The sequence below is a fragment of the Anaerotruncus sp. 80 genome (assembly GCF_009936115.1).
Lineage (GTDB): Bacteria > Bacillota > Clostridia > Peptostreptococcales > Anaerovoracaceae > Senimuribacter > Senimuribacter intestinalis.
In genome coordinates this window covers 1-26887 of sequence record NZ_QWES01000012.1, presented here as the reverse complement: position 1 = coordinate 26887, position 26887 = coordinate 1, and the positions used below count along the sequence as shown (strand labels likewise).

Annotated in this window: 21 protein-coding genes; 2 read left to right on the top strand and 19 right to left on the bottom strand. The window is 45.0% G+C overall.

The features are described from left to right. Positions 1-7: 7 nt before the first annotated feature. The 12 genes from D1155_RS07240 to nhaC all read right to left on the bottom strand — a co-directional run bounded on the left by D1155_RS07240 (position 8) and on the right by nhaC (position 15300). Positions 8-841, bottom strand: coding sequence for an ABC transporter permease (locus D1155_RS07240; protein ID WP_160201724.1), 834 nt, complete (start codon positions 839-841; stop codon positions 8-10). A gap of 10 nt (positions 842-851) precedes the next feature. Then, positions 852-1781: an ABC transporter permease gene (locus tag D1155_RS07235; RefSeq protein WP_160201723.1), complete on the bottom strand. Its 930-nt coding sequence runs from the start codon at positions 1779-1781 to the stop codon at positions 852-854. Between the two features lie 61 nt (positions 1782-1842). Continuing rightward, complete coding sequence (locus D1155_RS07230) at positions 1843-2877, bottom strand: serine hydrolase domain-containing protein (RefSeq protein ID WP_160201722.1); 1035 nt, start codon at positions 2875-2877, stop codon at positions 1843-1845. A 3-nt stretch (positions 2878-2880) separates the two neighbouring features. After that, complete coding sequence (locus tag D1155_RS07225) at positions 2881-4467, bottom strand: ABC transporter substrate-binding protein (protein WP_160201721.1); 1587 nt, start codon at positions 4465-4467, stop codon at positions 2881-2883. Positions 4468-4532: 65 nt separating this feature from the next. After that, a complete protein-coding gene (locus D1155_RS07220; protein ID WP_160201720.1) occupies positions 4533-5903 on the bottom strand; it encodes an AraC family transcriptional regulator in 1371 nt (456 codons plus the stop codon). Between the two features lie 655 nt (positions 5904-6558). Further along, positions 6559-8019 (bottom strand): ATP-binding protein, encoded by a 1461-nt coding sequence (locus tag D1155_RS07210; protein WP_160201719.1) that lies wholly within the window; start codon positions 8017-8019, stop codon positions 6559-6561. 148 nt (positions 8020-8167) lie between these two features. Then, entirely contained in the window at positions 8168-9061 is an 894-nt protein-coding gene (locus tag D1155_RS07205; protein WP_160201718.1) for an NAD(P)-dependent oxidoreductase, read from the bottom strand. A gap of 32 nt (positions 9062-9093) precedes the next feature. Beyond that, positions 9094-9375 (bottom strand): antibiotic biosynthesis monooxygenase, encoded by a 282-nt coding sequence (locus tag D1155_RS07200; RefSeq protein WP_160201717.1) that lies wholly within the window; start codon positions 9373-9375, stop codon positions 9094-9096. A gap of 14 nt (positions 9376-9389) precedes the next feature. Further along, positions 9390-10310: a glycyl-radical enzyme activating protein gene (locus tag D1155_RS07195; RefSeq protein WP_160201716.1), complete on the bottom strand. Its 921-nt coding sequence runs from the start codon at positions 10308-10310 to the stop codon at positions 9390-9392. Between the two features lie 19 nt (positions 10311-10329). After that, complete coding sequence (locus D1155_RS07190) at positions 10330-12705, bottom strand: pyruvate formate lyase family protein (RefSeq protein ID WP_160201715.1); 2376 nt, start codon at positions 12703-12705, stop codon at positions 10330-10332. 143 nt (positions 12706-12848) lie between these two features. Then, the gene (locus D1155_RS07185; protein ID WP_160201714.1) at positions 12849-13727 is read right to left on the bottom strand and encodes a LysR family transcriptional regulator; all 879 of its coding nucleotides are present in this window, start codon (positions 13725-13727) and stop codon (positions 12849-12851) included. Positions 13728-13884: 157 nt separating this feature from the next. Beyond that, positions 13885-15300, bottom strand: coding sequence for a Na+/H+ antiporter NhaC (nhaC, locus tag D1155_RS07180; protein ID WP_160201713.1), 1416 nt, complete (start codon positions 15298-15300; stop codon positions 13885-13887). Between the two features lie 286 nt (positions 15301-15586). Here nhaC and D1155_RS07175 point away from each other — a divergent pair, with 286 nt between their 5' ends. Next, positions 15587-16324 carry an FCD domain-containing protein gene (locus D1155_RS07175; RefSeq protein ID WP_160201712.1) on the top strand — a complete coding sequence of 246 codons (738 nt, stop codon included), beginning with the start codon at positions 15587-15589 and terminating at the stop codon, positions 16322-16324. Between the two features lie 740 nt (positions 16325-17064). Continuing rightward, on the top strand, positions 17065-18333 hold the full coding sequence (locus D1155_RS07170; RefSeq protein ID WP_160201711.1) for an argininosuccinate synthase: 1269 nt from the start codon (positions 17065-17067) through the stop codon (positions 18331-18333). A gap of 44 nt (positions 18334-18377) precedes the next feature. Here D1155_RS07170 and D1155_RS07165 read toward each other — a convergent pair whose 3' ends face one another. The 7 genes from D1155_RS07165 to D1155_RS07140 all read right to left on the bottom strand — a co-directional run bounded on the left by D1155_RS07165 (position 18378) and on the right by D1155_RS07140 (position 26709). Next, complete coding sequence (locus D1155_RS07165) at positions 18378-18977, bottom strand: cytidylate kinase-like family protein (protein ID WP_160201710.1); 600 nt, start codon at positions 18975-18977, stop codon at positions 18378-18380. Between the two features lie 24 nt (positions 18978-19001). Beyond that, complete coding sequence (locus D1155_RS07160; protein WP_347560979.1) at positions 19002-20378, bottom strand: SLC13 family permease; 1377 nt, start codon at positions 20376-20378, stop codon at positions 19002-19004. A gap of 179 nt (positions 20379-20557) precedes the next feature. Further along, positions 20558-23734, bottom strand: a complete 3177-nt coding sequence (carB, locus tag D1155_RS07155) for a carbamoyl-phosphate synthase (glutamine-hydrolyzing) large subunit (protein ID WP_160201709.1) — start codon at positions 23732-23734, stop codon at positions 20558-20560. Continuing rightward, entirely contained in the window at positions 23734-24834 is a 1101-nt protein-coding gene (gene carA / locus D1155_RS07150; protein ID WP_160201708.1) for a glutamine-hydrolyzing carbamoyl-phosphate synthase small subunit, read from the bottom strand. The genes carB and carA overlap by 1 nt, the downstream gene beginning before the upstream one ends. A 203-nt stretch (positions 24835-25037) precedes the next feature. Next, entirely contained in the window at positions 25038-25760 is a 723-nt protein-coding gene (locus D1155_RS07145; protein ID WP_160201707.1) for a carbon monoxide dehydrogenase, read from the bottom strand. Further along, positions 25757-25918, bottom strand: coding sequence for a hypothetical protein (locus D1155_RS15575; protein ID WP_201759555.1), 162 nt, complete (start codon positions 25916-25918; stop codon positions 25757-25759). The genes D1155_RS07145 and D1155_RS15575 overlap by 4 nt, the downstream gene beginning before the upstream one ends. Next, positions 25912-26709 (bottom strand): acyl-CoA dehydratase activase, encoded by a 798-nt coding sequence (locus tag D1155_RS07140; protein ID WP_160201706.1) that lies wholly within the window; start codon positions 26707-26709, stop codon positions 25912-25914. Before D1155_RS07140 ends, D1155_RS15575 begins: the two co-directional genes overlap by 7 nt. Between the last annotated feature and the right edge of the window lie 178 nt (positions 26710-26887).

The following is a 26887-nucleotide window of genomic DNA, read 5'->3' as shown; positions in this document are numbered from 1 at the left end:
GCCCTCCTTATACTTTCAGACGCGGGTCCAGGAGTTCCTTGACGCCTTCGCCGACCAGGTTGAAACCGAGCACTGTCCATACGATTGCAAGACCAGGTACCAGGGAAATCCACGGCGCGTTTCTGATGTACTGGATGCCCTCAGATAAAATCATGCCCCAGTCAGGCAGCGGCTGCTGCGCGCCCAGTCCTAAAAATCCCATGGAAGTGGTCGACAGAATTGCCGACGGCAAAGCCAGGGTTGCCAGGATAATAATGGTCGATACCAAATTTGGCAGAATATACCGCAATATAATAGAAATATCCTTTTCTCCGCAAATCTTCGCCGCTTCAATATAGGACAGCCCTTTCAACGACTGTACCTTCGCGCGGACAATTTTGGTAAACTGCGCCCAGCTGACGACTGCAACGGAAATTGCCACGTTCTGCGCGCTGGACCCCAGCATCAGTACGATGGCCATCGCCAGAATAATCGGCGGAATAGACCAGGTCGTATCTGTTACAAAACATACGATTTTGTCCACGGTCTTTCCATAATAACCGGCGATAATGCCTAAGGTCACGCCAATGAGTGTTTCAATGACAACCGCCACGATTCCTACGCCCAGCGCAATTCTGGAACCGTAGAAAACTCTGCTCAAAATACATCTGCCGTACTGATCTGTTCCCAGCGGATATTCCCCGCAGGGTTTTACCAGACGCATTGACATGTTCTGTTCTGTATATGTATGCGGCGAAAGCAATGGCGCGAAAATGACCACCACAATGACCGCCAGAAACAATACCGCGCCGATGACGAACATCTTGTTCTGCAGCATCAGTTTCCATTTTTCTTTTCTCATATGCTGCCTCCTATTCCAGACGAATGCGCGGATCTAAAATGCCAGATATCATATCGCCTATGATATTGCAAATGACCGTCAAAATAGTAATAACGAACACAATGCCCTGTACGATGACAAAGTCTTGTTTCGCGATGCCTTTCCAGAGCAGCTGCCCCATGCCCGGCCACGCGAAAACATTTTCCACAACCACCGCGCCGCCAATAAGCCAAGGCAGTGACAGGAAAAACATAACCGTTACCGGAATCAGCGCATTTCTAAGCACGTGACGCACGAGAATTTTTTTGTCCGTGATACCTTTGGCGTACGCCGTCGTCACGTATTTCTCGTCCATCACGTCCAAAACCTCCGACCTGGTCAGTCTGAAAATCTGCGCCAGTGCAGGCAGAGACAAGGTCAGCGCCGGCAAAATCAATGAGGCAAAGCCGCTGTAGCCTGACAGAGGCAAAATATTTAGGTGAATACTGAACACCAGCATCAAAAGCACGCCCAGCCAGAACGGCGGCATCGACCAAAGCACAACCGTCGTAATCGTCAGCGCCTTGTCGGTTATCTTATTCTTGCGAACCGCCGCCAAAAGTCCCAGGGGAATTGCCAGCAGGTATTCGATGACCAGCGCCGCCCCGGTTAAAAGCAGGGTGTAAGGCAGCCGCTGCAAAATCAGATCGCTTACATTCTGCTTCAGGGAAATGGACATACCGAAATTCCCCCGCAATATGTTTCCAAGCCAATAAAAATACTGCACCACCGGCGGTTTGTCCAGTCCCCATTCCGCCTTAATTTCTTCCACCTTTTCCGCAGACACTCTTGTATCCACCATCAGGTCGACGGGATTGCCCGGCATCGCCTGCATGATACCGAAAATCAAAACGGTTACAAACAGTACGACCAGAATACCGATGAGCAGCCGCTTGATGATATAACGCATAATATCGTTCAAAGTGATTCCTCCAATCAGCGGGCAGAAGAAGTCTGTCCTCTGCCCGCCTTTTCTACTTTATCTATGCAAATACTTCCTTCACGATTTTCTCATACAGCTGATTCTTCGGCAGCCCTTCGTAATTGGTGAGCATGATGATGGAAATCCGATCGTCTACATACCGGGAGCAGCGGGAAATAAATCCCATGGTGCCTCCTGTATGCCAGATTTCCTTATGACCCGGCGTTTCTCCGTTTAAGAAAAATCCAAGACCATAGCCTGTTCCTTCGCCGTTTTTCAGGTGATTTTCCACAAAGGATTCCGCCATCGCTTCTCTGGAAAGAAAGCAGCTTTCACTACTTTCATAAAGGTGTCTGTGCCATGTCAGCATATCGTCCACATTGGACTGTATGTTGCCGTCCGCATAGCCGACCAGCCGCATATCGTAGACTTGCTTCGCAAAGCTGCCGTCCGGCTGTACCTCATAGCCTTCGATCAGGGAAGCAGGTTTTGAGTCCATGCCATCCGGTGCGCAGGATCTGCGCATTCCAACCGGTTTCAGAATTTTTTCTTCCAAAAATTTTCCAAATGGCATGCCGGAAAGCTGTGATACAATTTCACCCAGCATCACATAGGCGGAATTGCTGTAGCTGTACTGACTGTCCGGCTCAAAATCCAGCACATCAAAGGTCTTGATGATTTCCAGCATATCCTTCGTGCTTGCACACGCCGCCTGATCCCACTTCTGCCATGTATTGTCGTCAAAGTATTCTTTGATGCCAGACTGATGATTCATGAGCTGCCGCACGGTAATGTTTTTGACAAAAGGTGGAAAGTCCGGGAAAAACCGGTCAATGGTCTCATCCAAGGACAACAACCCCTGTTCTTGCAGCATCAAAATCGCAAAGCAGGTAAACTGCTTGGTGTTGGATGCGATTACAAAGTTATCTTCCGGCGTAATTGGTCTCCCGTTTTCCAAATCCGCCATGCCGTAGGCTTTGCGCAGGAGAATCTCATCTCCCTTGGCGATCAGGAGCGCCATGCCCGGTGTTTTCTCATTCATGACCGGCGCAATAACCGCGTCCAGCCGCTGTTCCAGGTTTCCTTGCTGCATCATGCACTACTCCTTTACCGTATCGCCAAACAAACTTCTTCCGTCGTTGGTGATTTCAAATCCCTTGATATTGCTTCTCGTCGCAGTGCAGTCAACATCCGCGAACAGGGAAACTGCCGGCATCTGCGCGAAAATCGCATCGTGGAATTCTTCGTATTTCTTCACACGTTCGTCCGGATCGGTGATATAACGGGCTTCTTCCAGCTTCTTCGTTACAGTGGCGTCATGCCAAGGATAACCGGAAGCTTCTGTAAATACATAATAGAGAATATCCGCGTCAACCCATTCAAAGTTTCTGGATGCCGACTGATAGTTATTTTCTCTCATCAGCTGCTTGATGTACGGTCCTTCATATTCTCTGATTTCCACATCGATACCGACCTGTTTCAGCTGATCCTGCAGTACCGGCGCGGAAGCCTTCGCCGTCGCTCTGTCAGTGGAAGAACAGAATTCAAAGGTCAGCTTCTTTCCGTCTTTTTCTACAAATCCGTCGCCGTCCTTATCCTCGTAGCCGGCTTCTTTCAGAAGGGCTTTCGCCTTTTCCTGGTCAAACTTATAAAGCTTTGCAAGAGCCGCTTCTTTTTCTTCACTGAAGCCTGCCTGTGCCTTGGAAATGAATCCGTAGGTCGGCGAGATGACATTGTTCATGGATTCAGCCAGCGCGTCCTTGTCGATTGCCAGGTTGATTGCCTGACGCACTTTGATGTCGTCAAGAGGCGCGGTATCTGTGTTCATCATCAGGTAAGATACGCCTGCCTGCTCATTTTCGTAAGTGGTGATATCCGCATTTGCCTTCAAATCTTCGCGGCTTGCTGCCGGAATATTGTAAGCGATATCGACGTTGCCAGCTTCCAGTTCGCTGACTCTGGTGAATTCATCCGGAATGAAGCGGACGATAATCTCATCAAAGTTTGCCAGTCCTTTATTTTCCACATTCGGGTTGGCGGTTTTGAAGTTCGGGTTCTTCTCCAGAATAATCTGGGAACCTGCCTGCCAGTCTTTTACCATATACATACCGTTGGTTACCGCGCACCGGTTGTATTCGTCTTTGCCCATTTCTTCTGCTTTGTCGACATGAACAACGCCGCCGAAGTCGCTGCACAGGCTTGCCCACATATATGCCGCAGGCTCTGACAGATGGTAAATCAAGGTCGTGTCATCGACAACTTCGATATCCTTAATAGCTTCTACGTCTCCAGAATATTCACTGATTTCCTTCATACGCAGCACAGATTTCTTGACGCTTTCCGCAGTCAGCGGATCTCCGTTGGAAAACTTGGAATCCGCAAAGAGATGGAACGTAATGGAAAGTCCATCCTCGGAAATCTCATAGCTTTCTGCAAAGCACGGCAGAATTTCTTCTAAATCCTTGCTGTAAGTAACCAGCGGACTGTAGATCAGTTCATGGACTACATTGGTCCAGCCAATCTGCTGAATGTCTGTACCTTCTACTTCGTCCTGCACTGCGATGACCAGCGTCTTGCTGCCTTCGCCTTCGCTGCTGTCATTACCGCCGCAGCCGCTCATCAGCGTGACTGCTGCAAGCAGCATGATCAGTAATATTGCAGTAAACTTTTTCTGTTTCTTTAACATCTTCTCTTTCTCCTTTTCATTTTTATATCCACAACCGAAGGATGTCTTTCTTCCGGCTGATGAACTCATATCTTATAGCCAATCATGACCGTCAGCAGCGGCTGAAATCGGCTATCCAATCCCAGAATTCCGCAAGCCTTTTTCTCAAAAGACAGGATGCTGAAATCCAGCTGACAGCAAAGACCGCTGGTTTCCGCAAGCTGGCACATCATATGAGCACTGATGCTGGTTTCGCCTGTTTTCTTCGCAAGTTCTCTGCAGCCTGCTTCTATCCTCTGTATTTCGGTATAAAAGACCAGTATGACAGGCGGAACGTTGCCCTCTTCCTGTAAAGGATTACTTTGTCTCAGCAGCGCCGTGATTTGACTGCGCATTGCACTGCTGGAAATCCGCATGACCTCTACCCCTTCTGGCAGCCGCTGCTTAACAAATTCCGTCAGGGACAAAACCAATGTCCGGGACACTTTTCGCTTATTGAACTGCAGATGCCGCCGCTCGATCACCGGAAAGGGAATCTCGTGTGCCGCATTTCCGTCTTTCTGCGTCCGTACCGTTTGAAAATGCAGCAGCCGCTCCTGTATGCACGTGTCCTCCGCGTCAATCTTTCTGAACTGCGCGCTTTGGGAAAGATATTGATTTCGAAATTCCGCCGGTGTACATTTCAGATACATGGCAAAATGCTTATAGAAATACCGCGGTGCCGAAAATCCGCAGAGCTCGGAAATCATGGTAACATTCTTCCGTCCCTGAATCAGATACCGCACAGACTGAATGATGCGGTAATATGCCAGCGTATCCTTAAAATTCATATTTAACCGCTCATTAAACTCTTTAGACAAATACTGCTGACTAACATATTCACCGTCGGCCAGCTGCTTTAGATTGATTTTCTCATCGCAGTGATTATACATATAGGTACAGATGCGCAAAAAACGTTCCGCCCGCGGGTCAGTTCCCCGCTTGACGTTGAGCATGTTCAAAAGATCATGACAATTATCTACAATAAAATTGACAATATCGCAAACCCACTGTTCTATAACGGCGCGATCTCTCTGTGCCAGGCAGTCACCATACAGCATCTGCAGCTTATCCTTCAACATCGCCTGCGCCTTACTGCCTGTAGTCGAGTCGTAAAAAAGCGTGGTATTACAGTTGTACATTCCAGTCTCTATGAGATTACAGTACTCCACCGCTTTTTCCCTTTGGATTTCAAAGAATAAAATCAAATTGTCTTCACTGCACTGTTCAATACAGAAAGGTTCTTCAATATTGACAATTTCAATCTGTCCCGCGGACAGCGTATGTACCCCAGCAACCCATCTGCAGCTGACACTGCCGCAAAGCACATAGAGCAGCCTCAAATTTTCGCTCAAATGGAACGGCATATAAGTGACCTGTCCCGCATCAATTTTCAGCAAATTCTCGTACAGTTTCATGACTTTTTCTCCTTTTATTTATTGTATTTTTTCAAAATTACAATAGCAATACACAAAATTAAACTGTTATTGTACTTTTTTAACCAAAAACAAAACAAGTGCGTAGGGTCACGACTCGCATGACCTGCGCACTTGTTTTCTATGTGTTGTACTTATTCTTGTTCTTTTTATGCCATACTTGCAAAACCGCTTCTACTTGTGCGATTAGCTGTTTTCTGTCGGGGATATAGGAAATATACCGGGATGCAAATATTGTATGAGACAGTCCGCCAAGGGCATACTCCGCCGCCGCGTCCCTACAAACATCAAGCTGCGTTTATCTGCATCAGAAATCGTTCAATTTTATCGCGCCTCTCAAGATATGCTGAAATCAGTATAGCATAAAAACGGCTTTTTTCTACACAACAAAAAGGAGCGCCGCAGCAGTTATGTACCATAACCATAGCGCCTGATTCATTTTGTCCGGACATTTGATCATGTCGTAAAACATCTGCTCCTGTCCTCTCATCATACTGAGCGCGCCGAAGTGTTGCTGCTAAAAACGAATCTTTCCATCACAGAAATCGCCCTTCGCGCCGGCTTTTCTTCATCGGGATATTTCACTAACGTGTTTCGGGAAAAGCACGGCATAACGCCCAGCGGGTTTAGGAATTTCCTAAACCGGTAGATTTACGATTGTTTCAAGGGAATAAAGACGCACCGTCTCCGGATTTGCCGCCGCAAGCTCTACAAGTTTCTTATCAAATCCACTTTCAGAAAAAAGCGCGTAGTGAAATCTCGCCTTTTCTTTAAGCGGTGTGAGCTTTGCCGAAACGTCAAGGTAGTCCGAATAATCAAATAGACTGTTTTTAAACTTACATTCGCAGACCAAATACTTATCTGCGTCCTGACTGATTCCAAGAATATCAATCTCTGTTTCTGCAGTTCGCAAGCCGCCATGTGCATTTTTATTGCGAACTGTAGTTTTTCCCATCCAGCGTCCAAGCTTTGCATAGCGGAATGGGAGTGCATGCTGCTTCTGCAGTTCTTTTAAATACTCCTTGCAGATATCTTCAAAAGCAAAGGATACAAACCTGTGTAATGCAGGCTTTACGATATATTCATATACGCCATCCACATCGCCGTCTTCAAGCTGAGAAAAGTTAGCAAATCCAAAAGCATACCAAAATCTAAAGAAATGGTCAGTTAAACGATAAATCCCCCTACTGGTATTTGCCTTTTCCTTTAGCCCTGTATCCACTGAAAACTCCCGCTCAACGATTCCAAGCTCTATAAGATTTTTCAGATAAACGCTGGTCTTTGCCGTATCTTCGACAAGAGACTTCTGGCTGATTTCGTTCAGCTTTGTACTCCCCAAAGCAACTGCCTCAATGATAGAATTGTATATCGGCGTTTCACGAAGTTCCTGGTGCAGCAAAAAATCCACTTCACTGTATAGCACGCAGCCTTTGGATAAGATATTCCGCTTAATGTTTTCTTCTATCGTAAGGTTCGGACTCCATTGCTTCAGGTAATGTGGTACTCCGCCAAGTACCGCGTAAGCAGTAACTTTATCTCCCTCGGAGTAATTTGGGAAAAATTTCACAACGTCATAAAAGCCCATTTCTTCCATCTTATAAATTCCCGTTGCTCTTCCATATAACGGATTTTTCTCAGCAAGCAGTTCTTTTTCAATAAAGCTCATAGAACTTCCGCACAGAATTATCATGACATTCCTTTCCTTTAATTCACTGTCCCAAAGGTTCTGTAAAATAGAGGGAATACTGCGGTTGGTCCGGCACATATAAGGAAATTCATCTATAACGACCAGCTTCTTCTCCGGCCCATAAGGCAAATCTAATATTGCACGAAATACATTCTCCCAATCAGAAAACTCCGTTATATACTTCTTCGCAGGGATATCCTCTCTGAGCAGCTGTTTGGAAAACTTTGCAAGCTGCATTGGATCGGTCGTCTGGGTACAGGAAAAAAAGACGTGAGGTTTCCCCTTGCAGAACTCTCTCAGCGTTTCAGTTTTACCTATACGTCGCCTGCCGTACAAAACAATCAGCTGTCCGCCCTCAGTCCCATATTTATCGTTTAAAAACTTCAGTTCCGCTTCTCTTCCTATGAACATATGATCCTCCCTTTAATGACTAAATCCAAATTTACTAAATCTAAATTTAGTATTATTATACCCGATTTTTCTAAAGACAGCAAGGAATTTTGCAAAAGTATTTTCCCACAACAAAACTGCAGCCTTATTAAAAGGTCTGCAGTCTCACTTAAAGTGTATTAAAGTAGTCCCTAATATTCTGCACAGCTTTTTCCCCAAGCCGTTTTCTCGCATTCCACGTGAATCCCGCCACATGGTCAGGAATAGAAATACGTTCCTGGGCTTTATACCACTGTCGTTTCTCCTTATGAATAGAGCCGGAGTCAAGGATCGCATAGTTTCCTTCTGCAAGCCAGCGCTCAAAGGCGTCCTGATTAAAAGACGGTCCCACACCCACGTTGATAAAAATTTTGTGGTTTCCCATCAGCGCAAACTCTTCCTCTCCGACAACAATCTGATTGCGGGGAATGCTGGTCAAAATTATATCGCTTTCTGCAAAGAGATCTTCCTTCTCCCTATATGTATAAGGGCAATCTTCTTTTTCTCTTCGATTATAGTAAGAAACCTCCATACCGAAGAAATCAGCCGCCTCAGCCACCATCGTACCAACAGTTCCAAGTCCAATAATGCCAAGTTTCATGCCACGCAGCTCTCTCTGCTCCTCATAGAAAGAAATTTTTCCAAGCCCCTTTACCATCTGGACCAGTTCACTGATGACAAATTCCACTACACCATAATCACCATAATGGCTGACTCCACTTACCACAATTCCATTCTCTCTGCAGTAAGCAGTGTCCACATTGCAGGAATCATCATTAAAATAGGTGCAGCACAGTCCAACATACTTAAGGTTCGGACACTGCGACAGAATGTCTTTTGAAAGCGCTGTGTTCCAAGACACCAAAACAGCGTCAGCGTCCTTAATTCGCTGCAAAATCACGTCCTCTTCCGTCGGAAAATCCTCATAATAAATAACTCGTTCTGCCATCTGCGCTAGCTGCGGCAGCACAAATTCAGCAATTCCAGTATTGTCGACCATGACAAGTAAATCAAACTTTTTCATTGCAAACTCCGATTTCCCTGCATTTTAAGCGCTTACAGTTCTTCAAATGCAGTCTCTATGCCATATTTTTCTTTTATCTTTCCCAAAGCAATCAGATGAGGCAATTCGTCGTGATAAACTTGCGCAGCTTTGTCCACCCATTTTTCTACAATTAGAATTTCATTGGCTCTTTCACAGGAAAAATAATAATCGTAGCGAAGATTCCCCTCTTCCTTATGAGTTTCACTGATAATGCCAGCAGCTTCGACTTCCTGATAAAAGGCGCGAAGCGTCTGCTCATCCTTTGCAGTATAAGTTACGAGTAAATTATACATCTTTTTCTCCTTCCTTACAAGGATTTCATCACGCTGACTTCCAGCGGACTGCCCTTTGCCCCCGCTTTTGCAACGTCTGCAAGCTGCGCCATACGCTCCTCGCTTGGCGTCTTCACCTCTGACAGTTCGTAGGTCCTTCCAATCTGACCGTACTTTACCTCACCCAAATTGTGATACGGCAAAAGTTCCAGCTGGCTGATGCCTGCCGAAGTAATATATTCCGCAGTTTTTGCAATGTTAATATCATCGTCGTTGATTCCCGGAACGACCGGAATTCTTACAATAATATTGTCATGGCGAGATGCAAGGGCTGCCAAATTTTCTAAAATTAGCTTGTTGGAAACGCCTGTAATCTCCTGATGTCTTTCGTCGTTCATGTGTTTCACATCAAAGAATACAAGGTCCAGGTGCTCCGCTGCTGAAAGCAAATCCTCAGCCTTTCCAAATCCAGTGGTTTCAATGGCTGTATGTATGCCGTTCTCTTTGCATGCCTTTAGCATTTCTACCAAAAATTCATGCTGCATCAGAGGCTCGCCTCCGGAAAAGGTTACTCCGCCGTTGGAAGAGTCATAAAAATTCTTATCCTTCAATATTTCGTGGAGCAGTTCCTCCACGGTATAATCTTCTCCAACCACTTTCTTTCCATTGGTGCAGCATTCCTTGACACAAATGCCACACAGGTCGCATTCACTGCGACCTGTGATTTCAAAAGGCGGTTTTCTTTCAATCAGTCCCTTCGGACAGACCTCTGCGCAATAACCGCACTTTACACATCTTGTCTGAAAGCACGCCACTTCTTTTTCGACGCGCTGGCTTTCAGGATTGGAACACCAAAGGCAGTTTAGGGGGCACCCTTTAAAAAACACTGTAGTTCGGATGCCCGGCCCATCGTGAATGGACATTTTCTGTATATTAAAAACGGTTCCTTTGTTCATTCAATCTGCCTCCAAATCATTAGCAGCAGCCGCAGCCTACATTTTTGTGCGCTGTTCTGCCGATGATATTATTCTGTACTTCTCTGTCCAGTTCGATGAAGTATGCGGAATATCCAGCTACACGAACCAGCAGGTTCTTATAGTCCTCAGGACTTTCCTGCGCAGCTTCCAGTGTTCCTGCATCTACTACGTTGATCTGAATGTGTTCGCCGTCCATGTCAAAGTAAGACTGAATCACATTTCTCAAAATCTCTTTGCCTTCTTCTCCCTGCACAATGTTCGGGTCAAATTTAATGTTGAACAGTGCGCCGTTGTTGCAGTCACACTGGTCGATGGACGCAACAGACTTGATAGTTGCAGTCGGGCTGGTTACGTCTCTTCCTACCATTGGGGAAGCGTTGTCGGATACAGGCTCACCTGCCAATCTGCCGTCAGGTGTCGCACCGATGGTCTTACCCTGCAGTACGTTGAAGGATGTAGACAGAATGCAGTTTTCGTAAGTGCCGCCGCGGCTGTCACGATACTTGACCATTTCAGCATTGTAAGCGCGAATCATACGATTTGCATAACCGTCAACTCTCTCTTTATCGTTACCGTATTTATCAACTTTGTTTAAGATGATATTGCGCAGTCTTTCATTGCCTTCATAGTTGTTGTGAAGAATTTCGTTAAATTCGCTGGCTTTCATCATCTTTTCCTGGAAGACTACATAATCGATTGCTTCCAAGCAATCAGCGCCGTTTGCCATAGCAACCAGGAATACGCCGGAACTGTTGTATAATGCGCCGCCTTCTTCCAGAGACTTTCCTCTGCCGATGCAGTCAGTCACCAGTGCAGAAGCATATCCCTTTGGAACATACAGTGCGTGCATTGCGCAAACCTTTGTGTAAGCTTCGCACATTACCTTTACAAAGTGTACAATCTGCTTGTGCAGCGCTTCTTCAAAATCTTTCACACTGGTGAAAGTATCAGGATCGCCGGTTTTCAGACCCATCTCACATTTTGCAACTGGATCATAACCATTGTTTAATACCAGTTCGATACATTTTGCAGCATTGATATATCCCACGTTTGGTCTGCCGTCAGTTTTGCCCTGCACATAAGGCTCTACACAGCCGTGAATCGTCCAATCTCTGGAATCTTCTTCTGTTGCACCTTTGTTTTTCAGTGCATTTGCAATCATGTTGTCATTGTAGAACGCCGGAATCGCATAACCCTTCTGCACCATGCCAAGAGCGACATCCATCAGTTCCTTTGGTGTATTATCGTTTACACGCAATGCCATGGTCGGCTGTACAGTCTTAACAAGATCCCATGCGTTAAATACTGCATAAGTCAACTCGTTGGTTGCATCTTTGCCGTCTCTGGTCAGCCCGCCAATTGCCATCTGCTGCCACATCGGATATGCTGCAAAGCCCAGGGAGTCAAAACTGTCACGCAGTTTCAGCATTTCTGTGCACTTGATGTATAAAGCTGCCAGCAATTCTTCTGCATCTTCTGCTGCCATATCGCCTTCGATAACAGATTTCTTATAATAAGGATACAGATTCTGATCCAGTCTGCCCACCGCAATGGAATGACCGTTGTCTTCAATCTGAATCGTCAGCTGCAGGAACCAAACAAACTGCAGCGCTTCCCAGAAATCTCTCGGCTCATTTTCAGGAACGTTAGAGCATACATCTGCAATTTTCAAAAGTTCTGCTTTTCTCTTAGGGTCTGTTTCTGCTTCTGCCAGTTTTGCAGCCTGATCAGAGAATTTGTGTGCAAATCTGATAACTGCCTCGCAGGAAATGATGTTTGCATTCCAGAAATCGATTTTTCTGCTGTCTTCCGGAGTCAGCACCTGGGTTTTTTCAATCATTTCTTTGGAACGGGCAATAATACCTTTCAGACCTACCGGCAAAATGCTCGGATAATCAGGGGAAATATGTCCCATACCTGTAGTTCTCGCACCAACTGACAATACACCACAATCCTGCGCTTTCAGCACGTAATCATCAAGTGCTGCAGTTGACTGTATATCAAAGGTATTTTCTCCCCAGCTTTCCAGGATTGGAAGCAGTTCTGCCTTTGTTTCAGCCGGTACTACAATCGGGTCAGTGCCGCGTACTGGGAACATATCAATTTCATCGATAACCCACTTTGCACCAAATTCAGGGAATACAGGAACACCTCTGACCCTTTTGGTCTGGCTGCCTACAATCAGCTCTCCATCCTGCATGTTGGCTTCCATATTATCCAGAATATATGCAAAAGCGTGCGCTCTGCGAAGTACTGGTGTGTAGGTTGCAAATTTAGCATAAGCTTCCGTTACCAGCTTAGCCCTTTCGGTATCCAGCTGCGGTTTAGAATTTTTCAGACGATCATTCATCATCTCAATTCTGTCTCGGTTCATAGTCTTTCTCCTTCTCTTCAGTGGTTTATAAATTAAAAAAGTATGATTTAAGTTTTATTACCTAAATCATACTTGATAATTCATTCACAAGGTAGCGGAGAAATCTCATGTTCACCGTGACAATTTGTATCATGGAAAAGCGTTTATCCTTCTTTTATAAGAGCGAGAAACTTCTTCACAGACGGCGAAATATCACTTTTGGATTTTACCGCAAAACCAATACTTCTATGAAGTTCTCTGTCGATCGGTCTGTATTCTACTGCAAAGCCGGAAACTGCGTATTCAGCAATCAGCTTTGGAACCAGCGTCACAAAACCGTTCTCCTCCACCATACGGATTACTGTAAAATCCGAATTGAAGGTGTATCCGCCTAAATCCTGATTGAGATCTATATATCTCATCAGCTGAATGATGTCCTGATCAAATCCTTTATGAGATTTAAAAAGAATAACCCGTTCTTTAAAGAGGTGCTCTAAAGTCACAATTTCATTTAGAGTCAGCGGATGTCCCTTAGGCAGCAGCGCCACATACTCATCTCTGCGCTCGCCGAACCAGTCAAAATTGTGATAAGGCTGCCTGCTGAAAAGTCCGATATCAATAATGCCACGGTTGAGCCACTGCTCCAGCACATCTACGCTATGTTCCTCTAAAACCTCCACCTGAATTTTAGGATATCGCTTGCAAAATTCCTTTAAAATGCTCGGGAGCAAAACATATGCCGTCGTTGGAAATCCCCCGATTCGAATCGTGCCCTTTTCCAGACCGTTGATTAGTGCAATTTCTGTTTCCAGTTTTTCACTTTCCTTAACAATCCGTCTTATCATCGGCATCAGCCGCTCTCCTTCAGAAGTCAGGCTGATGCCTTTATTGCTTCTTTTTATAATAGGAAAGCCCAGTTCTGTTTCCATACTGTTGAGCATTTTGGAAATCCCCGAATGGGTGTATCCCAAATCATAGCTAACATTATTAATACTGCCTCGATCGACCACCTTGAGCAATACTTCGTATTTCTTTAAATCCATCGGTTCACCCCTTTCAGTCTGCGGTTACGTAGATTATACATGTTCAACCCTGAAAATTCAATTCATATTAAATCATCGCTATAATAAAGTAAAAAAGGGGGAGCAGGCACCAGCCCTGCTCCCAATAAGTTTTTGAAAAAATAAACGAGTTATTTAATTAGTTTGCTCTTGCCTTCTTAGCCGGTTTCTTTCCGTTTTTATAGAAGATACCAATGCCGGTCCAAGCCAGAACCAGTGCGACTGCTGGTGTTAGCCAACCTAAGAAACAGTATGGCAGATAGGATAATGTTGCAACACCTAAGGTGCTTGCCATGTACATACCGTTAGAGTTCCAAGGAATCAATGCGGCACACATAGTACCAGTATCTTCCAGGGATCTAGACAGTACCTTTCTGTCAATTTCGAGGTCGTCATATGCAGGTGCGAACAGCTTGGAGTTAATCAGCATGGAGCTTTCCAAAGATCCAGTCAACGCCTGCATCAGGAAAGACGATGCCAGTGTAGCAGTAACCAGCGTGCTTGCTCTCTTTGTAATACCTGCAACCTTTTCAAGAACTGTACGCAGTACACCTGTTACGTCCAAAATGTTGCCCAGCACGCAGGCAAAGAAATACAGTGCTACAGTCCACAGCATGCTGGAGAGGCCGCCTCTGTTGAGCAGTCTGTCGATGTCAGCAACGCCGGATTCGATGGAATAACCATTGTACATAATGTTGGAAATATCTACAAAGGAAGTTCCCTGCAGAATCATAGCCATAACAGCGCCGAGCAGTGCGGAAACTACCAGTCCCGGAATAGCCGGTGCCTTCTTGATTACAACTACAAGCAGTACAACGATTGGCAGCAGGCACACAGGACTCAGGTTGAAGTTAGCATCCAGATTGTCCAGATACATATTAACAGTGGATTCATCAACTGTACCCTTTGCTACAGTTGTAAAGCCTAAAACACCGTACATGATAATCGCAATGATGTAAGCTGGTACTGTTGTCCACAGCATGGAGCCCATGTGGGAGAACAGCGAAACGCCGGACATCGCGGAAGCCAGATTTGTTGTATCTGAGAACGGTGACATTTTATCTCCGAAGTAGGAACCGGAAACGACTGCACCTGCAGTAAATGCCGGATTAATACCAAGACCTGCTCCGATACCCATAAATGCGATACCTACAGTACCCGCAGAAGACCATGAGCTGCCGCAGGCGATGGACATGAATGAGCTTGCGATACAAGCGCAAATCAGGAAAAACTTAGGGTTGATAATTTTTAATCCGATATAGATGATGTACGGAATTGTACCAGACGCAATCCAAGTTGCGATAACTGCACCAATTAGCAGCAGAATAAACGTAGCAATCAGCATACTGTAAACGCCATCCATCATCATCTTCTGGATATCATCCCATTTATAGCCTAGAAACATTGCATAAGCACTTGCGACAATAATCGCAAACATAAGAGCGATACGAATATCAATGTTCAGCCACAGCAGACTGGCCATCAGAATCGCTACGACGATAATCATGATGGAGATTGCCGCCAGGAAAGTTGGAGCTTTAATTTTCTTTTCCATAGTTTTCTCCTCAAACTTTTACATAAATTAATTGATTTTTTTGGATAAAAGCAATTCTCTTTTCTCTACACCCATATTGATTTTATGAATATGTATACACATTCGACATGTATGTTGTCTGACAACATTATATCTGTTACAGCCGCTCCTTGCATAGCGTCCATTTGTTAATATGACCTTGACAAATCGGGCAATTAAATCTGGCAAAAATCCGTTTTGCGCCTTGACGATAAATTGTTTAACCGATATACTATGTCAAGAATTAAGAACCCTTGCGGAGGCATACATGGAAAAAACAGCACTATTAAGCAAACTTGCATTTACCCAATATAAAACACAATCCGACTATCTGGCAGAAAAGATTAAACAGATGATTACGCATGAGGAATTTGAGGACGGCTTTGTCTTTCCCAACGAAAATGAGTTCTGTAAAATTCTCAATGTCAGCAGAGGAACTCTACGAGATGCTTACAAGAAGCTAGATACACAAGGCTTTATCGAGCGAACCAAACACGGCACCTACGTAAAGTGTCGGGATACCATTGCAAAACAAGGAAATTTCACCGCAACTTTGGAACTTGCTTCCACCAAGGAGATGGTGGAATTTATTTCTGCTTTTGAACCGGAAGCAGCCTGTCTCGCAGCTCAAAAAATCGATGATGCCGGTATCGCACAACTGGAACTTCTCATGGAGGAGTGTGAACAGTGTGTCGGTAACCAGACTACTCTGAACGAAGCCAATTACAGATTTCATGAGTTTATCCGCATGCAAGCCCAAAACAATCTTGTAACCAGCATTTTGACTGCATATTATGACATTTTCAATCAGTACATCATAAACTCTATTTATTATATTCTAAAAAACAGCGCTGATACATTCCGCGATACCGCACTCGCCCAGCACAGAGAACTTCTCGAAGCATTTAAAGTTCACGACGGCGAAAAAGTTCGGCTAATTACCCGGGAGCATCTGCAGGCTGACTTGAAAATGTACGCTATGTTAAAAGAAAAATCGGAAAGATAAAAATTTGACCACGTAATCATGCGTGGTCTTTTTGTTTAAGAGTAGTTAAGAGTTCCCACTGATAAAATAACACTAGCATAAAATCTGCAAGTATCATAAAAACACCAGTTAGAGTGCACCTCCAACTGGTCAAAATATTATTTTTTAATTGCCTACTTGACGGGTAGCAGTTCACATTTGACATAGAGCCCATTAGTTTCACTAGCGGTTACTGTTAATGGCTGATTCAGTTCAACGTCCCGAGCCAGCTTATACTGAACTCCTGCAAGCAATTCGGTTGTTGCTTCAGTAATTTCAGTCCTGTCTGTGTTAAGATTATCAGATCAGCCACAAAAGCCATTGCCGGCATGAACGTCATTACCATCACTACGCATAACAGTGAAGTTAATAGTTTTTTCATTTCTTTTTTCCTCCTTAATAATTCACTCAATGTTCTACAAAGGTCTATCCTGTTTAATATTATTGTACCTGCTATACTTTATCCGCAAGCACTTTTCTCACTTTATATTTCACATTATAGCCATAGGCGGTTAAACTTTATTGTATTTTTGCAGGGGTCTTCCGATTTTTTGCAAAAATCATTTTCAAGTCTATTCTGTATGCCTTTATGCATTTTTTTACATTTTTTATTATTTTAATACAAAAAATCCTTGATTTATTCAGGCAGGTGTGGTATATTACATGCACTGATTAATTTTTATTCACGATTATAAATATTTACATATTCGGAGGAACACACTATGGCAAAAGAAAAAATCGTCCTTGCCTATTCCGGCGGTCTGGACACATCCATCATCATCGCATGGCTGAAAGAACACTATGACTGCGAAGTCATTGCTGTTTGCTGCAATACTGGGCAGAAGGAGGACTTCGATGCAATCGAAAAGAAAGCCTACGCTACAGGCGCAGACAAAGCCTACATATTAGATATTCAGGAAGAATTCATTACCGACTTTATCTATCCAACTTTAAAAGCAGACGCAATCTATGAAAACGACTATCTGCTGGGTACTTCCATGGCAAGACCGCTGCAGGCGAAGAAACTGGTAGAAATCGCTGAAGCTGAAGGTGCTTTTACCATTGCCCACGGCTGTACCGGAAAAGGCAACGACCAGGTTCGTTTTGAGTCCACTATTCATGCACTGAATCCTGCTATCAAAATCATCGCACCTTGGCGAATCTGGGATCTGCAGTCTCGTGAACAGTGTATTGAATATGCGCATCAGCACAACATTCCGATTGCACAGACTGTAGAAAAAATTTATTCCAGAGACGAAAACATCTGGCACATTAGTCACGAAGGCGGCAATCTGGAAAACCCATGGAACGAGCATAAGCCTGACATCCACGTACTTTCAAAGACGCCAGAGGACGCACCTGACACTCCGACTTATGTAGAAATTGATTTTGAAAAAGGCATCCCTGTTGCTATAGATGGAAAGAAAATGGGTCCAATTGAGCTTTTAACCGAGTTAAATAAATTAGGCAGCGAGAACGGCGTCGGGACCATTGATATCATCGAAAACCGTCTGGTCGGCATGAAATCCAGAGGCGTATACGAAACGCCGGGCGGCACCATTTTATTCGCAGCGCATAAAGACCTGGAAAAACTCATTTTAGACAGAGATACCCTGCAGTACCGCAACATTGTCTCTCAGAAATTTGCGCAGCTGGTTTACGACGGTCTTTGGTTTACACCGCTCCGTGAAGCCATTTCCGCATTTGTAGACGAAACACAAAAGCTGGTAACCGGTACGGTAAGGATGAAACTTTACAAGGGCACCGCTTGGCCTGTTGCAAGTAAATCTCCATATTCCTTATACAACGAAGAGTTCGCAACATTTAGCGAAGATGAAGTGTACAATCAGAGCGATGCAGAAGGCTTTATCAACCTATTCTCTCTGCCGCTGAAAATCAGAGCAATCCAGAAGCAAAACCTGGAGGGCGTTCCTGAAGCACAAAAAGAACTGGGCAAAAAGATCTTTAAGGGCGGTTCTTTCGTAGAATAATATCCTCAAAAAAATTTAAGGCTGCCGGCATGGCAGCCTTACTTTTATCCTTCCATGAACTCTTCTACAAAATTTGTCAGCACTTTTACGCTCTTCTCAAGTCCCAGGACGGAGGAGTTAATCACCAGATTATATCCCCGGGAATCTCCCCACTTAGTATCACAATAATAGTTATGATATGTCTTTCTGACTGCGTCGCGCTGTTTCATCAGACCGGCTGCTTCATGGGCGTCACAGCCTTCCGTCTCTATCAGTCTTTTTATTTTCGCTTCTTTTTTGCCGTTGATAAAAAAGCTGACCATGTTAGGATTATCCCGGAGGATATATTCTCCGCAGCGGCCCACAAGAACAAAGGATTTCCCTTCTTTCGCCATGGTCTGCACGATTTCAAAGGTTTTTCTAGCCACATGTTCGGGCACGGATGTGGAAAAATCATCAAATCTTCTGGAAAACAGTCTACTTACAGGTTTTTCATCCATCTTCTTTACCAGTTCCAACTCGTAACCGGTTTCCTTGGCGACAAGCTGCTGGATTTTTTCTTTATCGTAAAACGGAATGCGAAACGCTTCTGACAGCTGCTTTGCAACTTCATGTCCGCCGCTTCCGCTTTCTCTTCCAATCGTAATAATCAGTTGTTTTTTCATTGGAATTTCCTTTCTGTTTTATCTCTATACATATCTTGCGTACAGACACAACAGAGATATTCCGATAATTAAAATCGTGCCCGGTACGCAGTACTTACAATAGGTGCCCCATCCAATCGGGTGTCCTTCCTTGGCTGCGATAGAGGTTCCCACCACATTAGCAGAAGCGCCAATTGGTGTTGCATTACCGCCAAAGTCGGTCCCCAGTGCCAACGTCCATGCCAGCATAGACAGATTGATACCCTGCGCCGCAGAGATAGACTTGATCACCGGAATCATAGTTGCTGCAAACGGAATATTGTCCACTAGTGCGCTGCACACAGCTGACAGCAGCAGAATGACCAGTAAAATCAGCTTGATATTGCCTTGACAGATATTCATAATGCCCTGCGCCATCAGTTCCAGTATGCCTGTTTCCTCTAATCCTCCTACAGAAACAAATAGTCCGATGAAAAAAAGCAGCGTCTTATAGTCTACTTTTTTCAGCACTTCAGCAGTCTTTTTCTTATCTTCCAGCACGATCATTCCAAGTATCGTAACCACCGCCATAATGACGCCGATTGTGGCAACAGTAAGACCAGTCTGGGCATGGGTCACCAGAAGAACAATAGCGCCAATGAAAATAACCACTGCATAGATAAACAGTTTTTTGTTGTGAATTGCTGTTGCCGGCTCCGGACAGGACAAACCGCTTCTATCCATGGAATCGGTTGCTTTCAGTTCTTTTCTGAATATGAGAAGGAAGTAGGCCACGATAACAACAAAACAGATTGCTACAATCAGCCCTGTATTTCTGGCAAAGTCAGTAAAAGTATAGCCTAAAGCTGTTCCTATAATAATATTCGGTGGGTCTCCGCTCATGGTTGCTGCGCCTCCCAGGTTAGCACAGAAAATTTCTGCAATCACCATAGGAATCGGATTAAATTTGAGAAGTTTTCCCAAATCCACAGTCACTGCAGCTAAAAAAAGTACTACGGTAATGCTGTCGATAAACATGGCAAGTCCTGCAGAAATGCACATAAAACAAATTAAAAGCGGTGTCACACGATAGTTGACCATTCTGGCAAGAAGCAGACAAAGCCAGTGGAAGAATCCTGCTTCTCCAAGACCTTCTACCATAACCATCATTCCTGTAATAAAAATGATCGTTGCCCAGTTGATTCCCATAGAGCCTTCTTCGCCTTCTCCAATCCAGAAACCCGACTCAAACAGGCTATCCAGACTCAGGGTTTGTAGCACAGCGTCCATATCCCGCATACAAAGACCAAAAACCAGTACTAAAACCAGTGCGCCGCTAACTAACGTAATGTAATGACGTTCAAATTTTTCCAGGACAATCATGACAAACATGCCCACAAAAATTAATACCGCCAAAATCGGTGCCAATATCTCCATTTTCATTTCATGCGCCGCGCTGCTTCTATGTCGCGCGGTTTACGCATATTCCTTTCTCTAGTATTATGTTATATTTTATTATTATGCCATTTTTCCGCAATTTTTTCAATGTTCTTTTCAGAAAATTGACCATAAACAAGAGACTGTTTCAAAATGATACAGCCTCCCATGTTTATTTTTATCAATTACAGCGCTTCGTATGTCAGCTGTGCGCCTTCCTGTTTCTGTTTCACTGCTTTTGCAAATGCCCAAGCTGTATCCATACAGGTCAGCACCGGCAAGCCGTGCTCAATCGCTGCACGCCTGATTGGAAAAGTATCTGCGCCAATCTTATTGATGGCTTTCGGCGTATTAATAACAATATGAATGTCTTCAGAAATTTTAGGGATCACATCACTGTAATCGGTAACTGCCGCTTTTATTTCATATTCCTTCAAAAATGCCGCCGTTCCTGCCGAGGCGTATAGAACAAATCCCATGTCCATGTAGTCCTTTATCACCGCTACGCTTTCCTCTGTTTTGTCATGGTCTTTGAGAGAAATGAACACGCCGCCTCCTGTTGGAATCTGTGTTCCTGTTCCCAGAAACCCTTTATAGATGGCTTTATCCAGGTCGGTATCGATACCTAATACTTCACCGGTAGACTTCATCTCAGGTCCCACTGCCACATCTACATCGGTCAATTTTGCGTCGGAGAATACCGGTACTTTTACAGCATAGTAATTTTGTGCAGGGTAAATACCTGTGCCATAGCCAAGATCAACCAGCTTGTTGCCAGCCATGACGGCTACTGCCAATTTTACCATCGGTACTTTTGTCACCTTGCTGAGAATCGGCACCGTTCTTGACGCACGCGGATTTACTTCGATAACATAAATCCGTTCGCCGTCCCAGACATACTGAATATTGACAAGTCCAACGATATGTAGCGCCCGGCAGATGCGTTTTGTAGCGAAAAGCAGTTCCTGCAGTACTTCCTCCGGCAGCGAGTAAGTCGGATATACCGTACAGCTGTCTCCAGAATGGACGCCGGTTCTCTCGATATGTTCCATAATGCCCGGAATCAGGACATCCTCTCCGTCAGCTACTGCATCTACCTCAATTTCCTTGCCCTCAACATATTTGTCGATGAGGACAGGATGCTCGTGGGAAAGTTTTACCGCCTCCTTCAGATATTTCCGCAGTTCCTCATCGGAATAGACTACCTGCATGGCTCTGCCACCGATGACAAAGGACGGGCGTACTACCAGAGGATACCCCAGTCTTTCTACCGCTTCAAAGGCTTCCTCCTGGTTTCGTACTGCGCAGCCTTTCGGTGCTGCGATATCTAACAAATCCAAAAGATTAGAGAACTTCTCTCTGTCTTCTGCCAGGTCGATATATTTATTCTGCGTGCCCAAAATTTTAATACCTCTTGCAGCCAGTTTGGATGCAAGATTTAGGGAAGTCTGCCCGCCAAACTGCAGAATCACGCCTTCCGGTCTCTCCTGCTTAATCACGTTCATCACATCGTCTGTATGAAGCGGTTCAAAATACAGCTTGTCTGCTGTATCAAAATCCGTGCTGACCGTCTCCGGATTATTGTTAATGATAATGGACTCATAGCCCAGTTCCTTCAAAGCCCACACGCCTTGCACACAGCAGTAGTCAAATTCAATGCCCTGACCGATCCGAATGGGACCGGAGCCGACAACCAGAATTTTTTCATGGGTACTCTTTACACTTTCATTTTCCCCGCCATAGCTGGAATAGTAGTACGGCGTGACTGCGTCAAATTCTCCCGCACAGGTATCGACCACCTTGTAAACTGGGTAAATATCGTGATACAATCTGATATCCTGAAGGACCTCTCTTTCCATGCCGGTCAGTCCCAGAATCTCGTCGTCTGTAAAGCCGCGCTGTTCTGCCTCTCTGACTAAATCTGCCGTAATTTCTTCGCTCTGCAGCGTTTTTTCCATCAACACGATGCCCTCAATTTTATAAAGGAACCAGCGGTCAATTTGTGTCATTTCAAAAATCTCTTCTACGCCGGCAAGTCCGCGCCGGAATGCTTCTGCGATACAAAATATACGCTCATCATCGCAGGCAAGCAATTTTTCCATAAGGCGGCTGTCAGAAAGTCCAGTTACGTACGGCACCCGCAGACCGGTTCCTTCGGTTTCTAAAGAGGCGATTGCTTTTAAGAGGGCACTCTCAAAGTTTCTGTCAATTGCCATGATTTCACCGGTGGCTTTCATCTGCGTCCCCAGTTTTCTGGAGGCAGTGCGGAACTTATCAAAAGGCCACTTTGGGAATTTTACAACACAGTAGTCAAGCGCCGGCTCAAAGCAGGCGCTTGAGCCTTCTGTCACGTAGTTTTTCAGTTCATCAAGACTGTAGCCGATGGCAATCTTTGCAGCAATTTTGGCGATAGGATATCCTGCCGCTTTAGATGCAAGTGCGGACGAACGACTGACGCGCGGATTCACTTCAATGACGATGTATTCATCCTTGTCCGGATTCAGCGCAAACTGTACATTACAGCCACCTTCGATTTCCAGCTTTCTGATGATAGACAGCGATGCGTCACGCAGCATCTGGTATTGCCCGTCGGTCAAAGTCTGTGTCGGCGCTACGACGATGCTGTCTCCCGTATGCACGCCCACAGGATCCAAGTTTTCCATACTGCAGATAATGATGCAATTATTCTTGCCGTCCCTGATTACCTCGTATTCTACTTCTTTCCAGCCTGCTACAGACTTTTCCAGCAAAATCTGCCCGATAGCACTTTTCTCCATACCCAACTGGCAGAAATGTTCCAGTTCTTCATCGTTGTGGGCAATGCCGCCGCCTGTGCCGCCAAGCGTATATGCAGGACGGATGATAACAGGATATCCAATTTCTTCAACAAAGGCCTTACACTCTTCCAGGCTTGTTGCGATAGTGCTCGGCGGAATGGGATGTCCTGTCTGCAGCATCAGCGCTTTAAATGCCTCCCTGTCTTCGGCTTTATGGATGGACTCTTTATTGACGCCAAGAAGTCTAACACCGTATTTCTCAAAGACACCTTTTTCGTCCAGCGCCATAGCAAGGTTTAGTCCAGTCTGTCCGCCAAACCCTGCCAGCACGCCATCCGGGCGCTCTTTTGCAAGAATCTGTTCCACAGCTTCTTCTGTAATCGGTTCCAGATAAACTTTATCTGCAATTCCCTGATCGGTCATAATGGTCGCTGGATTGCTGTTGATGAGAATAGTCTCAATGCCTTCTTCGCTGATAGCTTTGCACGCCTGCGTGCCGGCATAGTCAAACTCTGCTGCTTGTCCAATAATAATCGGACCGGAACCGATAATTAAAACTTTCTTTAAGGTAAAATCTCTAGGCATTACAGTCTTCCCCCTTTCATTAAGTCGATGAACTGATCGAATAAGTATCCAGTATCGTTTGGACCTGGATTTGATTCAGGATGAAACTGTACAGAAAAAACTGGTTTTGACAGATGTGCCATCCCTTCCACACTTCCGTCATTCAAATTCAGATGGGTCGCTTCCAGCCCTTTTAGAACAATACTTTGCGGCTGCACTGCGTAGCCGTGATTCTGGCTGGTGATATAACTTCTTCCAATATTTTTATCGAAGACGCCGTGATTGCAGCCACGATGTCCGTACTGCATTTTGTAGGTGCTGCCGCCGCAGGCAAGGGCGATCAGCTGATGTCCCATGCAGATACCGAAAATCGGCATTAAATCCGCGCCATAATTACTGTTGGTTATAAGCTTCTCGATAACGGCTACCGCTTCCGTTGCCGATGCAGGGTCCCCTGGGCCATTGGTCAGAAAAACGCCGTCAGGCTTTGCCTCCAAAATAGTCTTTGCTTTGGTACCGTAAGGGTAGATGGTCATACTGCAGCCTCGGTCTGCCAGTTCTTTGAGAATACTCCGCTTCACGCCCAAATCCAGCACTGCTACGTGGAAGTCACTTCCCGGCGTTTTTATTGTCTGTATCTCCTGCACGCCAGCAGTTTTCATCTGGTCTGTCGAAAGTTCTGTCTCTTCTGCAAGTTTTTTAATTTCACTGAGGGGAATATCTTCTGTGGTAATAACACACTTCTGGCTGCCGGTCTTTCTGAGCTTTCTCGTAATTTCTCTAGTGTCTACGCCGTAAACACCTGGAACACCCTGCTCGCAAAACCACTGGTCAATGGTCTTTACGCTGTGATGGTTGCTGGGTTTCATACATAAATCCTGGCATACTGCGCCCAGTGCATGAATTTTTTCTGACTCATAGTCTTCATCGTTAATCCCGTAGTTTCCCAAAAGCGGATAGGTCATGGTAATCATCTGTCCACTATAGGAAGGGTCGGTCAATGTTTTCTGATACCCGGTCATCGCTGTGTTAAAAACCAGTTCTCCCACGTTGGTAGTGCTGGCACCAAAGCCCTTTCCTTTATATATACTGCCGTCTTCTAGATAAATAAGTCCTTTCATCTGCCCTCCTTGTACTTTGTAAGTGATTCTGCGTTTCTTGCTGTTTTCTATTACGTTCTAACGGAAGATTATACCAGTAAATTTATATTTATGCAATAGCTGTTTTGGGATTTTTTTCAGTACAATCGAAGTAAAAAACTTGTGCAGCAGAACACAAACTTACATTCTATCGCACAAGTTTTATTACTTTTCTCATAATCATATTATTTCATTGCTACACCCGCTGCCTGAAAATGTAAACTGCGCAATCCCTCCACCTCATCGCAGACTGGCTTCAGACTGCACGCCCTGCAATCCATCACCAGATTGTCGAAAATCCGGTGCAGGGAAGCTGTGATTTCTTCCCCTTTTTTAGCCAGCATCGCCAACTTTTCGTAGGGAAAATCCGGCTGGGTAATGAATAAAATCGTGGCGCATTCTACCTTCGGATGGGTATGGTATCCCTCTATGAATAAGCGCCCTACTTTCTCAAAAGTCATCCCTTCCCGCAGGGCTTTTTTTGCAATGCGAACAGGCTCGCGCATACCTGCAGCAGAAATCCTCATCATATAGCCCCTGGGAAAAACATGATACCTTGTATACTCTATCTTACGCAATTGTTCATAAGCCTCATCTTCTCCTGCAAAGCTGTTTTCTTCAACTTTTAAAAGGGTAATTCTTGCATAGGATGAATCCGTTTCAAGCTGCGGAAGGTCTGGACCAAAAAGCAGCACCTCGTCTTCGGGGACCAAACTTTCATCCGAGGTAAAGAAAAGTCCGCTGACCGCCGGCAAACTGCCGCCGCCCAACTCATATGCCATATCCTTTTTCATCACCATCTCAAAGTCATCTGTCTGCTGCCAGGCTTTTCCGCTACAGGACTGCACCTGCGCCTGCCCAGTCAAAGATAAAACCTCCTCAATCAATGCATCGTAGAGTTTCATCATCCGTCCATCCTGTCTCGCTTGATTCTGTCATAATGCCCATTTAGAAGAGATCCCATCTTTGCTGCCATCTTCATATCTAAATTGAAAAAGAACACAACTAGGCTCAGCACAAAAAGCACTGCCAAAATACAGGCTATCATGAGTACAATTTTTAACATTTTGCCATTCCTTTCTGCCTTGCAAATTCCGCTGCTCCAAGTGCACCCATCAGCTGCGGGTCTAGCGGTAAATCGACAACTTCTACCTTCAAAACTTTTTGGATTGCGGCTTTCAAGCCTTCATTTTTTGCACAGCCGCCGGTTAAAGTTACGCTGTCGGTCACGCCGGCTTTCTTTGCCATAACAAAACACCGTTTAGCCACAGACATCTGAATGCCTGCTGCAATTTCTTCCATGGGCTTTCCCTCCCCTACGAGGGAGATTACCTCACTCTCTGCAAAGACCGCGCACTGCGCCGTGATTGGAATGGCGTTCTTTACGCCCAGCGACAGTTTTGAAAACTCCGGCAGGCTCATCTCAAAAGCGTGCGCCATCGTTTCAAAAAACCTCCCGGTTCCCGCTGCACATTTATCATTCATTGCAAAATTCAGTACAGTTCCATCGGTATCAACAGCGATACCTTTTACATCCTGACCTCCAATATCAATAATCGCACGCACATCCGGCGCTGCTGCATGAACCCCCATGGCATGGCAGCTAATTTCAGAAATGTTTTCGTCTGCGAACGGCACTTTATTTCTGCCATAGCCGGTGCCTACTAAATAGGTTAAATCCTCCGCATTTTTCAGTTCGGGAATTTGTTCCAGCGCAGCAGCCAGCGCATCCTGCGCACTGAGAACCGGATTAATTCTGCTTTTTAGAATCACGGATGCTACAATTTTTGCAGTCTCATCTAGAATCACGCATTTTGTATATGTACTTCCGGCATCACAGCCGCCAAAATATTTCATCGTCTTCCTCCGTTTGTATTAAGTTATTTCACAGTTTTGTTTTCACTGTTTTTATTTGTTTCTATTAGCTCCCATCACTCACCAAGCGGAAATTGGGCGGGCTCCATTATACGACTAGCGTCTTGCCACTCGCTCTGCTCGTGGGAACTAGTCGTAGAGTGCCACGTGCTAAAGCACT